The sequence below is a fragment of the Paenibacillus haidiansis genome, assembly GCF_036553665.1.
In the GTDB taxonomy this organism is placed as follows: Bacteria; Bacillota; Bacilli; order Paenibacillales; family Paenibacillaceae; genus Fontibacillus; species Fontibacillus haidiansis.
Window position 1 is genome coordinate 1 of the sequence record NZ_JAZHPZ010000029.1, and the last position, 12,074, is coordinate 12,074.

General features: G+C 47.1%; 14 protein-coding genes and 1 pseudogene. 6 read left to right on the forward strand and 9 right to left on the reverse strand.

The features are described from left to right. Positions 1-39 precede the first annotated feature (39 nt). The 8 genes from V3851_RS26370 to V3851_RS26405 form a co-directional block, all read right to left on the reverse strand. Positions 40-1,368: an IS3 family transposase gene (locus V3851_RS26370; protein WP_331847368.1), complete on the reverse strand. Its 1,329-nt coding sequence runs from the start codon at positions 1,366-1,368 to the stop codon at positions 40-42. A 114-nt stretch (positions 1,369-1,482) separates the two neighbouring features. After that, positions 1,483-2,424, reverse strand: coding sequence for an alpha/beta fold hydrolase (locus tag V3851_RS26375; protein WP_331849395.1), 942 nt, complete (start codon positions 2,422-2,424; stop codon positions 1,483-1,485). A gap of 60 nt (positions 2,425-2,484) precedes the next feature. Next, positions 2,485-3,270 (reverse strand): TetR family transcriptional regulator, encoded by a 786-nt coding sequence (locus V3851_RS26380; RefSeq protein ID WP_331849396.1) that lies wholly within the window; start codon positions 3,268-3,270, stop codon positions 2,485-2,487. A gap of 179 nt (positions 3,271-3,449) precedes the next feature. Further along, on the reverse strand, positions 3,450-3,956 hold the full coding sequence (locus tag V3851_RS26385; RefSeq protein ID WP_331849397.1) for a GNAT family N-acetyltransferase: 507 nt from the start codon (positions 3,954-3,956) through the stop codon (positions 3,450-3,452). A 27-nt stretch (positions 3,957-3,983) separates the two neighbouring features. Beyond that, complete coding sequence (locus V3851_RS26390) at positions 3,984-4,640, reverse strand: hypothetical protein (RefSeq protein ID WP_331849398.1); 657 nt, start codon at positions 4,638-4,640, stop codon at positions 3,984-3,986. Positions 4,641-4,733: 93 nt separating this feature from the next. After that, positions 4,734-5,954, reverse strand: a complete 1,221-nt coding sequence (locus V3851_RS26395; RefSeq protein WP_331849399.1) for an MFS transporter — start codon at positions 5,952-5,954, stop codon at positions 4,734-4,736. Positions 5,955-6,092: 138 nt separating this feature from the next. After that, positions 6,093-7,097, reverse strand: coding sequence for an ROK family protein (locus V3851_RS26400; protein WP_331849400.1), 1,005 nt, complete (start codon positions 7,095-7,097; stop codon positions 6,093-6,095). 40 nt (positions 7,098-7,137) lie between these two features. After that, positions 7,138-7,623 (reverse strand): LysR family transcriptional regulator, encoded by a 486-nt coding sequence (locus tag V3851_RS26405; RefSeq protein ID WP_331849401.1) that lies wholly within the window; start codon positions 7,621-7,623, stop codon positions 7,138-7,140. A 157-nt stretch (positions 7,624-7,780) separates the two neighbouring features. Between V3851_RS26405 and V3851_RS26410 the strand changes: the two genes are divergently transcribed. Further along, a complete protein-coding gene (locus V3851_RS26410; protein ID WP_331849402.1) occupies positions 7,781-8,272 on the forward strand; it encodes a nucleoside deaminase in 492 nt (163 codons plus the stop codon). 142 nt (positions 8,273-8,414) lie between these two features. Further along, positions 8,415-9,089 (forward strand): SOS response-associated peptidase, encoded by a 675-nt coding sequence (locus tag V3851_RS26415; RefSeq protein ID WP_331849403.1) that lies wholly within the window; start codon positions 8,415-8,417, stop codon positions 9,087-9,089. A 136-nt stretch (positions 9,090-9,225) separates the two neighbouring features. On the opposite strand, the gene V3851_RS26420 is transcribed toward V3851_RS26415, so the two are convergent. Then, positions 9,226-9,738 (reverse strand): TetR/AcrR family transcriptional regulator, encoded by a 513-nt coding sequence (locus V3851_RS26420; RefSeq protein ID WP_331849404.1) that lies wholly within the window; start codon positions 9,736-9,738, stop codon positions 9,226-9,228. 145 nt (positions 9,739-9,883) lie between these two features. Here V3851_RS26420 and V3851_RS26425 point away from each other — a divergent pair, with 145 nt between their 5' ends. The 4 genes and pseudogenes from V3851_RS26425 (at position 9,884) to V3851_RS26435 (ending at position 12,067) form a co-directional block, all read left to right on the forward strand. Continuing rightward, positions 9,884-10,018 carry a hypothetical protein gene (locus V3851_RS26425; protein ID WP_331849405.1) on the forward strand — a complete coding sequence of 45 codons (135 nt, stop codon included), beginning with the start codon at positions 9,884-9,886 and terminating at the stop codon, positions 10,016-10,018. Beyond that, the gene (locus V3851_RS26430) at positions 10,015-10,986 is read left to right on the forward strand and encodes an alpha/beta hydrolase (RefSeq protein ID WP_331849406.1); all 972 of its coding nucleotides are present in this window, start codon (positions 10,015-10,017) and stop codon (positions 10,984-10,986) included. Before V3851_RS26425 ends, V3851_RS26430 begins: the two co-directional genes overlap by 4 nt. 439 nt (positions 10,987-11,425) lie before the next feature. Beyond that, positions 11,426-11,650, forward strand: a pseudogene (locus tag V3851_RS27045) (helix-turn-helix domain-containing protein); the annotation flags it as partial. Positions 11,651-11,668: 18 nt separating this feature from the next. Further along, positions 11,669-12,067: an IS3 family transposase gene (locus V3851_RS26435; protein ID WP_331845828.1), complete on the forward strand. Its 399-nt coding sequence runs from the start codon at positions 11,669-11,671 to the stop codon at positions 12,065-12,067. Positions 12,068-12,074: the final 7 nt, after the last annotated feature.

Here is a 12,074-nt window from a genome sequence, read left to right on the forward strand (position 1 = left end):
TAAACTGGCCCCTTAGTCAAGGACACTTTAAAAAAAGGGTTAAGCCGCACTTAAAAGATGATTCCTGTATTGAACAGGAGTCATTTTTTTTCGTCCCCATTGATATCTGTGGTAATTGTAATAGCGAATGTAGCGATGAATCTCTCGTTCCAATTCAGCCAGTGTTGCACAGTTTCGGCTTTTTATATGATCTTTCAAATGTCCAAAGAAGGACTCCTGAGGGGCATTATCCCAGCAGTTTCCGCGTCGCGACATGGACTGTCCAAGGCCTTTCATTTTCAATAAGTGCTGGTAGGTGGGACTTGTGTAGTGGCTCCCTTGATCTGAATGGATGAAGGCGTCCTTATGGAGCTTCAATCGACGCTGTCTCGTTAATGATTTAACGGTGTCTGTCGCAAGACTTAAATGGAGGGTAGTGGAGAAGTTATGGGCAAGCAGTTCGCCTGTGGCGGCATCCAACACGGTCGACAAATAAGCCGTCTGCGATTTGCCATACGGGAGATAGGTGATGTCGGTGAGCAGCGCAAGTCCGGGAATCCCCTTCTTGAAATCCCTCTGCAGCTCATTAGGAACGGTGCGATGCTCGAGTGTTGCTTTCGCCATACGCCGATACGGATTGGCCCGTCGATGGGGACATATGAGATTAAACTTATTCATGAGTCGTTTGATTCGCTTGAGGTTGTACACCGTGTCATACTCATGTTCCAGTGTCATTTTGATCGAGCGCGAACCTTTCTTGAATCCTCTTCGATGAAAGGCTTTCTTAACAAGGGCTCCGGCTTGTTCATCCCTTCGCATACGTTCTTCACGCTTACCGGCAGATAAAAGGTAGTTGTAATAGCCTGAGCGTGATACGTCTAGCAGCTCACAAAGGAAGCCCGTCATGCGTGTGTATCCTTGTTCAATCGCGCCCTGGATAAGTTCGAATCGTTCACTTTTACCTAGGTTTTCTCCGTTTGCTAACAGCCTCCTTTCGCTCCTGTCTAACTTTTTTACGTATTCCAGTTGTGCCTCCAGCAGCTTGATCTTTGCTTCTTGTTGGGCAATAATCTCATCGGGTGATAACGTTGGTTTCAACGGACGTAAAGCTGCCTCTTTGCGTGAATCCGCCAGTCCGATGATTCCGTCTTTGTCATAGGCTTTCTTCCAACGATCCGCACTCTGCTCGACTCGCTTGATCCCGAGCATCTCCACGTCAAAGCCGTTTGCTTCAAAAATCTCTCGAGGAGTCCTTCCTAATAGATACTGGTCGATGAATACGCGTTTGAACGCATCGGCATACGTGATTGATTTCTCACTGACCCGCAAAACATTTGGATTATTCGCTAAAAGCGTACGTTCATTTTTATTAAAGAGTTTCTTACTCATGCCCTCGCCCCCACTATTGATTCCAGTATACAAAAAGGTACCCATACGCTAAACACTTTTTTCTAAGTGTCCAGTGTATGGGTACCAGTTTACTGAGTCTCCCCTCTTTTTGAATTATATATTTTGGACTCTATTAAGCTGTAGAGTCTCTATTGCTTTCATGACAACGTCCGGATGCTTTTGCGGAATCATGTGGGCGACATTTTCCTGCACGATAAGTTTGGAGCTCGGTATCTCCTGGTGCAGTCGTAAACTGTGCTCTCTTGTTTCGAAGGGGTCGTCAGCGCCTACTACAATGACCAGTGGCACTTTGATTTCCTTGTATCTCCCTGAAACAGCCTTCGCGGCGGGTACAAAGGCAAGTACATCTTCTCGATTGGCCTTGAACTGGGATGGCCGAAGCCAGTAAGCAAATGTCGCCTTTCGATATGCTTCGGGGACTTGTTCGGGCTTAAAGGTTTCTTTCAGAATTTTATCCGCCAATGGCGGCCCTAAAACAGCCAACAGCATATTCATTAGGATACTGCCCAAGACAGGGGTTGTAATTATTGTGGAAATCGGATCGCCTTTCTCTGCGGGATATCCTTCCGGGTACATGCCGGCGCCCAATGTGACCAGCCCCACCAGATCATCGGGATAATCCAGTGCATATGTAAGCATCAGCACTCCGCTCCATGAATGGCCAACCAGAATCGGTTTTTCGACTCCTAACTCCTTCAAGGCTTTTTGAAGAAGCCTTGCTTGCAGTTTGGGCGTAACCGGCTCGCTTTTGGGTCTTTCACTGTATCCGTAACCGGGCCGATCAAAGGCAATTCCCCGAAACCCGCCGGCTGCGGCCATATCTATGACTTGTTCAAAATCATTCCCGTTCAAAACCCCGCCATGCAGAAAGACAACCGGCCTTCCTTCGCCTCCACTGATGTAATGAAGCTTGATCCCTTCTACCGTGACAACCTTCCCCGCGGGTGGAAATTGTTTCTTCAACCTTCGAAACTTGTATTGGCTGTACAAGTAAAGAGCTGCCGCCAACATCACTACGACCAAAAATGCAACCATCCGCTTCCCCTCCTCAATCATAACAATTTACCCCGGATTGTAACCGGCGTTGAATAATATCTAATGTTTGGCCGGCCCCCCTATGCCTTGCAAAAACGTCCTTGAAATAGCATGAATCAGGGCTTGTAAGGATTCGGCTTTCGGATCAAGAAGCCACTCCACGACAACACCTTTTAAAAGTGCGTCCAACATCACGGCCATCGGACGGGGATCGATATCGCTTGCCATGTAGCCTCTTTGTTGCAACTCCTGTATGAGAACCGCTATTCGGTCCATCAGGTTCCCGTGAAGCTTTTGCAGCTTTCCGCGGATCTCGGCATCACGTCCGGAAACCAAAAATTCCAAAAACAGCATCGATTGTTCTTCCCCGTCCTCAAGGCACATAAACTGTGACTCCAGCCAGTTCGTCAGTGCGGTCATCGGTTCATCCGACGTCAGAATCCGCTCCATCTGATCGGAAAGTAAACGAAGCTGCCGCTCAAAATTTTGTTCCAATATCGAAAGAAAAAGTTCCTGTTTACTGGAGAAATGCCAATAAACCGCCCCTTTGCTAAACCCGGCATATTCCGCAACTTTATCCAAAGAAGAGTTCACGTATCCATATGTCGAAAATACATGTGCAGCCGCCTCCAACACTTGGGATTTCGTGTCGACAAGATGCGGGTTATGCTCCGCTTGTCTCTCCTTGAGCCACTCCCTCATATTCTGCTTGCCGCCGAAATATCTGCGTACGGTGCTCCAATGGACTCCAGCCGCTTCGGCTATGTCTGCGAATGTAATCAGATCGAAAGGCTTAGTCTTGCTTAATTGCTCCGCAGCCTGAAAAACTCTGTCCCGAACTGTCATATCCACCCGCCTCTTTTGCATACTGTGTCGTATGTTATATAGATACTATATCGTATGCTAATATAATAAAAACTCGGATATAATATTGTCAATTTATTACTTCGACAGGATTTTTTTAAATAAAAAAAGCCGCGATATACGCGGCGCTGATGAGGTATTTGGATATTATATTGCTCGGCTCAAGCTTTATACACTTCCCTGTACAGCTGCTCTTTCACAAAATTAAATTGCGGCTCCGTCAAAAGCGCGGGATAGCTCATAATACACAAAGGCAATTCCGGCTTTCCCTTACGCATCGGAGGCTGAACATATTTGTGGTCCCCCAACCTGAACCCGAGACGCTCGTAAAAACCGATTCTTCTCCGCTTCAGCTCATCCTCCGGCGGCTCTACTTCCAACACGACGGGCAAAGCCGACTGTTTCAAAAACCGCTCCATTAAACGCTTTCCAATTCCGCCTCCTCTTGCCGCCGGGGAAACAGCGATCATCTCGACGAATCTAAAGCCCTCCAACTCCCAGCCCGCGAGAAACGCGGCCACTACGCCCCGCTCATTCTCTTCTGTCAGAAGCCGGTAACGCGGGTTGGACAGCAATCGCTTCTGCCCTTCATATTCCCGATATTCAATGAGCGGAAAGGATTCTTTCATGATATTAAATACTTGCTCAAATTTTTTTCCTGAAATCAATCGGTTCACTCCTAATTTCCTGCATATTCATGCTACTGTACGTACCGAGTCCATGGTTTCATTTACAATCCGAACCATTGCATCAACCGCGGCGATGGGAGATCGATATTCGATTCGGAGAACATGACGATCAAACTCATAGAAAAAAACGCCGGAAAAAGCTGTACTGTCATGATATTGATTATGCTTCCCCTTCAGGCCGCCCTTCGAAACGGTCTCGACAAACTTACCGCTAAAAGTGCCCTCGTAATCCTCCAGTTCCTTGGCCACGGCTTCATCCAAAGAGGTATTCTCCATCACTTCATACGTTATCGTCGCCTCACCCGACAAATCGCTCGAAAAAACGATTCGCTCGCTTTCTACAACCGGCTCCCCCATAGTCGTCCGCAGCGCAAAGGTCACGCCATACGGTTCAATCGTGTATTCCGTTCCATCGAATGTCGTCTCTATGTGCTCCAAAGAGGTTTTCAACTTGACATCGTCACCGACCGTAATAGATAACGTCGCCGCTTCGGAGATCTCCTCAACAGGCTCGGGAGCGTTCTTCTCATTTCCTTCAACGCCCTTATCGACAGACGCTTCCGGCTGAAATGGTTCGGGCGCGTTCGGTTGCCCCGCACAGCCGGTTACTAACATTACGAATACGGCGGTGACAATCAGCGTCGGCCTCCATCCTTTATTCATCGACCTTGTTCTCCTCCCCATCCATCAAATCATGATCGGAATCACATTTGTTAGACGTTGGGAATTAAAGAAAAGTTTTGGCCGGACAATAACTCAACTCTCCGCATGCTGTTGTTTTTTCAAAGTAAGGTTTACTTTCTCCACGCATATCATCATTAAAATGACTAAAGCCAACGTAACGAACGGGAACAAGGAAATACTCATCCGCGTGGCGATCACTCCGAATAACGGAGGGAGAAACGTGGTGCCGGTATAGGCCACAGCCATCTGATACCCTATAAGCTTTGCCGAATTTGCACTTCCAAACCGCGCAGGCGTTTCATGAATCAGTCCGGGATAAATAGGGGCAAGCCCGCACCCGATCAGAATAAACCCGATGGAGAAAAGCGAAGTCGGCAAGGGAAGCAGAAGAATAATTCCGCCTACAATGGCTACAAGCTGACCCCAGCGGATTAAGACGCGATTGTGGACTTTTAAGGTGATGAAGCCGGTAATAAGTCTTCCGAACGTAATTCCGCCATAATATAAAGAAACCCAAACGGCGGCCGTCTCTGCCGATAAATGTTTGGCACCAACCAGGTAACTGGCACCCCATAGCCCTACGGTAGCTTCCACCCCGCAATAGAACAAAAAAGCGATGAGCGTCGGTTTAACACCATTCATCGAAATGAGCTTGGCTTTGGATTTCCCCTCTGTACTTGTCGTGACGGATTCCGTCCGATCGGCTTGTATTCCGCTTTGCGAACGCTCAAGCTCTCGGCTCGCCGCGACACGCTTCCATAATGGCAGGGTAACCAGCAGGATAAAGACGAGAATGAATTGGATGACGGATACCGCGGCATAACCGCTTCTCCAGGAGTTATGATCGGCGATATAATAAGACATGATCATCGGCCCCATCGTTGCTCCCACTCCCCAGAAACAATGCAGCCAGTTCATATGATGGGCCTTATAATTTTCAGCCACATAATGATTCAGGGCCGCATCGACGGCGCCGGCGCCGAGACCGAGCGGAATGGCCAGAACGACAAGCCAGATCATTGAGTGAGCCATAGAGAATCCAAGCAGTGCTGCCGCCGTAAGGAAGCAGCTGATCAGGGTAACTTTACCCGTCCCCAGCCGCCGAAGCAAACTCCCGCTTACCAAACTGGACACGATTGTCCCTCCGGCCACGACCATAGATAAGATCCCGGCGGCCCCCAATGAAGCGCCCATATCGGACCGCATTACGGGCCAAGCCGACCCAAGCAGCGAATCCGGAAGTCCCAGACTGATAAATGCCAGATAAATAATGATTAAGAACCAGGTTGCCATAGTTTTCCCCTTCCATATCGATCAATCGATCATAAGCAATATACTTTATAAAGAATCTTTATTAAATATGTATCAGCCGTCTTCTTTTGTCAATAACAGGGTTGAAAGAACCCCGTAACTCAACGTCCGGTGCGGGGTTCATAAGAAGTGCACCAACGGAGGCTCCAATTCTTTGAGCGTCAGCCAACGCATGCCTTCCTCAAAGTCTTGTTGAAATGTTTCCTGAAAAATCACTTCAGGGTTTGACGGCATAGGTCTTTGTTTCATATAAGCTTCCCACGCGGATGCCCAAGCCTCCTCCTTCACCATTTCCTGATAAACCACGATTTTATCCGGTGCCAGAACCGCATTGACCGTTTGAATAATGTGACATAGTGAATCTACAAAGGTTCCCTTGTCGATGTCGCGGTACCAATCCACGTCCAGGGGAAGGAATTTGATTTCTCCGGCCATGCCGTTCTTCCCTTTTATTATTTTTCCATCGAGATATATGCCCATCCCCGGCGGGTACTTTGTGGGGAAATAGATGCCCAGTACGCAGCGCTCTTCCTCCAAATCCCGCTTTGCGCAGTAGCCGCTTACGGCCGCATTGATATCGTTCTCCACCATAACGGGCAATCCGAATTTCAATTCTACTTCTTCAATCAAGTTTACGCCCTTCAATTCCCGGTGACTGCTCACCATAATCTCGCCGTTGACGACCTGACCGGGAATGCCTATTCCGATGACTTTAATAGAAGGATATAGCTTAAGGAAGTTTCCGATAACTTCATATAAAAGCTCCCGATCAAACTCAGGCATCAGAAATTCTTCCTTTTGCAAAATATGATCTTCCAAATTCACGACTACCGCGGAGATCAGATTCCGCCCTTGCTTCTCTTTCATGTAAATGACTAGCGCCAGACTGAAATCATAATTGTACCGATAGGTTAGCGCGGGTCTTCCGCCATTGGACGGAACGGTCTCGTCTTCAAAGATTTCCCCAAGCTCGCATAGTTCCTTCACAAGCGAGTTCACCGTAACCACACTCAGTTTGGTCAGGGAGGCCAATTGCGGTTTGGTTGCCGTTTCCACCCGTTTCATCACCTGGCGAACATGGTTTAAATTGATTTCCTTCATCAAATTGGCGTTTGCCTTTTTCATAAGCACCCCTCGATAATCGAACTTGCTCTTCCCGTCATCCTCATTGTAGTTCAGCGATAAAGTTTTGCGCAATCTTGGACAGGCGATGTTTGGTCAGCCAGTTCAAACCAACCGGCGAAGTCAGCTTCGCGGGGTGGGTAATTTTATGAACCTGAGAAGCATGACTTTGGTGTGTTTTAAGCAGGGTTTCCGGGACGATCGACGCGCAGAATCCGGAGGAAACCAAATTCATCAAAAGGGAAATATCAGAGCATTCGCCTATGATATTGGGCCGTAAATGCAGCTCGGAGAATGCCTCCAGAATCAAATAGTGGACGCCTAATCCTTGAGTACGAGCCGCTTTCCTCGCTTCCGTTACTTCCAAGTATTTTCCGTTCCTCTCCACCAGCTTCGTTTGAAGTTCCTCTTCCATTGATTTCAGCTGCTGGCTAAGCGGAGGTTGAGAAAGGTGAAGTCTTTTCGCCGCGCCGGAAACGGTTCCTTCCTCCACAATCTCTATAAAATATCTCAACTGTCTGATATCCATCGCTTCCCGGCTCCTCCATGTATACGTAAAACCTAAGCATAACTAATTACTTATATATTTTTCATTCAAATATCTCCATGATACCATGATTTTATAGTAAGCAGTATTAGCGGCAGGGTTAGAGGCTTACCCTGTTACTCTTTGAGGAGGATGATTTATGATAAATGATACCGATCTGAAACATTTGCGCCGCTGCGTTGAGCTGGCAAAAACCGCGCTTGAATCCGGCGATGAGCCCTTCGGTTCCGTTCTAGTCTCATCCGCAGGCGAAGTGCTTATGGAAGACCATAACCATGTGGCGGGCGGGGATCATACCCGGCACCCGGAGTTTGCTTTGGCGCGCTGGGCGGCCAATCATATGACGCCTGAACAGCGGAGCAAAGCAACGGTTTATACCTCGGGCGAACACTGCCCGATGTGCGCGGCGGCTCACGGCTGGGTCGGTTTAGGCCGGATTGTATATGCGAGCTCATCCGAGCAGCTGGCCCAATGGCTGAAGGAGCTGGGAGCCGATGCACCGCGCGTTCGAAATCTTCCCATTCAAGACGTTATTCGCGATACCGTTGTAGAGGGCCCCGTACCCGAACTCGCGGAGCAAGTGCGACAACTGCATCTTCAGTTTCATCATAAGAATAACAGTTCCCGCTAGTTCCGATCCGGTGTTCTAAACCTATACTCCTACTCGTTTCAAACAGGCAGATATCTCAGCTCCTGTTGGAAGCGAGTTTTTTCTATATGCATAATTTTCCTCCTTTGAATAACACTACGGAGTAAAGGGAGGCTGATGCTTCATGTGTCAACGTTTTTCCATGGCGGCCGAGCTGCCGGAGGTACAGGAACATTTCGGGATCGAACGAATGATGTGCTACTATAAAAAACGCTATAACATTAGCCCGACGCAATATACGCCGGTCGTATTGCAGCAGAATGGAGAACGGATTCTGGACGAGTTCCGCTGGGGCTTTATCCCCTACTGGGGCAAAGATGCAATTAACGCGGATCTCAGAAATGTGCAGCGGAATCCGACCTACCGGAGAATGGTTGACAAGCAGCGGTGCGTTATTCCGTGCAACGGGTTTTACTATTGGAAAAATGAAGGCAAAAAGTCCTATCCGGTGCGCGTCGCCATGAAAAACCGCGGCATGTTCGGAGTGGCCGGTTTGTACGAAATTTGGCGGGACACGCGCGGGGAACCGCTCCGCACCTGCACCTTGGTCATGACGGAAGCCAACCCGTTGATCGGTGAATTTGAAAGCAGGATGCCGGCGATCCTGTCCCCGGAGGATATGACCCGGTGGCTCGATGAGGAGACGAAGGATCTGGACGAACTGGATCCGATTTTGCGGCCTCATTCGGCTGAAGAGATGCAAGCGTACGCGGTGACACCGCTGATTGACCATACCGGACACGACACGGAGGAATGCTTCTCGGAGATGGATTTGGAACGGGCGTGGGTAAAGCCTTAATTTGTAACGTACGCGCTTTGGCATTGGGGCGAAACACCTCCAAAAGAAAGAGAAAGAGGCATCCAAACAGGATGCCTCTTGTACTTATCTCAAACGATTCGCCAAAAAGCCCAATTTCTCAGTATAGGAGATTTTATTACTGATTTAAATCACGATTTTTCAGAAGTGTAGTCATTTCTTCTGCAGTTTCTTGCATACCTCTAGCAAACCATTCTTCAATCCATCCGAACAATCCATAAGAAAAATAAGCTGCCACATAAGCACCGAAGTTTGGATATTCCGGCTTGGGTCCGAAGAGTTCTTTGAGCATATCCTTCAGAAGATAGAACAAATTTCTTTGACTTAGAAGCAGATAGAAATCTTTGTTTTTACTAAAGTGTCCAAACAAACTTCCCAGAATTTCATCTTCAGAAGTACTACCACTCTCTTGAGATTCCGCATACCAATCGCCTACTAGTTTATAGAGATATTCTTTTAGAACATCTTCTTTTTCATCAAAATTCCTGTAAAATGAAACGCGGCTTACTTGTGCCGTGGAGGTAAGATCACTGATGGAGATAGCCTTGAGTTCTTTTGTTTTCAACAAATCAAGAAGTGAATTGGTAATTTGAAGCTTCACATATGTATTTTTCACTTTTTTATCTGCCACGTTACATTTTATCCTTTCTGTATCATTTTCCTTTGCTGTATTGATCCTGATCTGAACCAATGATACATTTGTTACACAAAAAAAGATACATCTGTTACATGAAGTTTGCAAATGGATGTCTTAAATTGGAAAGGAGGATACGGAGATGACACTTACACAAAAACGCATCGTCATTCTGATTGTCGTTATCATCGTAGCCGCCGTTTTGGGACGGCTTGCGGTGCGGGCATTTTTGAATTTTATGCTCGGCGGTACACTGTTTGGAGGTAACTTCTTATGAAAAATAAAGAAAAAGGCAGGAAAAAAGTATTGTGGGGATTTATTTATGTAGGTGCTTTCATTGTTGCATTTGCGGTTTCTGCAATCATCAAAATGACATACAATCCACTGTCTGGAGAAATGCGGGTGAATTGGAATGACTCCGTTGGTCGTGTATATACGGATATCGCATATGGCGAAAAGGATCAGAACAAATTTGACCTGTATGTTCCTTCGGATAATACAAAGAAAACATACGGTCTTGTGGTATATCTCCATCCAGGAGGTTTTACAACTGGTGACAAAAGCGGTGACGCCGATATGCTGAAATGGCTCTGTTCAAAAGGTTATGTTGCCGCAGGTATTAATTATACGGTGCGTGATGAAAATAACCCTGAAGCCAGCGTTTATACCATGTCTCAGGAAATCAAAAACAGTATTCCAGTCGTAAAAGCGGAAGCGGAAAAGTTAGGCTACAATCTCGATAGAATGGCTATTTCCGGTGGCTCGGCGGGCGGAACTCTGGCACTATTGTATGCTTACCGTGATGCGGACACCTCTCCGATTCCTGTTAAAATGGTCTTTGAGATGGTCGGACCGCCCAGCTTTTATCCAGAGGACTGGACTACCTACGGTTTGGATCAGAGTCCGGAGGCGGCAGCAAACTTATTCAGCATTATGTCCGGTAACACCATTACAACAGATATGATAGGGACGGCAAGATATGATGAAGCAGTCAAAGATATTTCACCGTATATGTGGATCGATGAAAATTCTGTCCCTACGCTTGCTGCTTATGGAAAATACGATAGAGTAGCTCCATTCGGAACAGTAAAACATCTGATTAACGCATTGGAGGAAAATAATGTTCCACATGATTATATCGAGTTTCCCCATTCGGGACACGGTCTGCAAAATGACAATAAGCTTTATGCAAAATATATAGAAAAGTTGAATGAGTATCTGGAACGGTATATAGGAAGTGAATAAACACCGGCTTCTCCGGAGGTGGGTTTGCCGCAGCTCTTCTCGGTAATGACACCATCACAAGTTATTTCCCTGATGTGGAGAATACAACGGTTTTTGCTGAAGCCTCTTTTCTACTCAGTCACAACTGGCGGGATAATGCAGAAAATGTCTGGGGCGCACCTAAGGAAATCTCAGAGCGACTTGTATCGGACAACATTGTGCTGGATAGCCTTCGTGCTCTTTCAAAAGATCATCCGAATACGAAAATCCTGTTCAGCAGTTACGTTCGTGATAGTGCACTTACTTCATATCAAAACTATTACTCAAATGGTGTTCTTGAAGCGACAAATGAAATGGGCGACGTCTACCAAGACAATTTGAAGGATATGGTGAGTGCGCTTCAAGAGCTTCCCAATACAGGAGTGCTTATTTGGGACGGCTATTCTAGGCTGCAGACCAATTCAAGGTCTCTTACCAGCAAGTATATAGTTGGATCAAAAAGTACGAAGCAGGTGGCCCAGAGGCTCTTCGCGACGGCAGAGGACGCACGAAGGCGCCAGAGAAGCTTACTGAGGTCGACCAACAAAAGCTAGCCATGAAGAAGTTGGAGTACGAAGTTGAGCGGCTGCGAGCGGAGAATGCCTTCTTAAAAAAGTTACAGGAGTTCCAAAGGAGGCGACGCTAAGCCAGCATCGACAGGAGAATGTCTATCTCGAAATACAAGCCGTGCAACAGGCAGAGTCGCTCAGCATACAGCTTCTATGCAAGAACTCTGGAGCTGGCGCAGGAAGCTGCGTCAGGCAGTACGCCCATGCTTCATAGCGACAGAGGTTACCAATATACGTCGATAAGCTTTAAAGAGATGTTGGATAACGCCGACATGAAACAGAGCATGTCTCGAGTTGGTCGTTGCATCGACAATGGACCGATGGAGTCTTTCTGGGGGACGCTAAAATGCGAGAAATATTATTTGCATACCTACCGAACTTTTGAACAGTTAAAGAAAGACATTGAGGACTATATCCACTTCTACAATTACGAACGATTACAGAGAAAACTAAACGGCCTCAGTCCGATGGAATTCAGGACCAAGGCCGCATAGATGATTT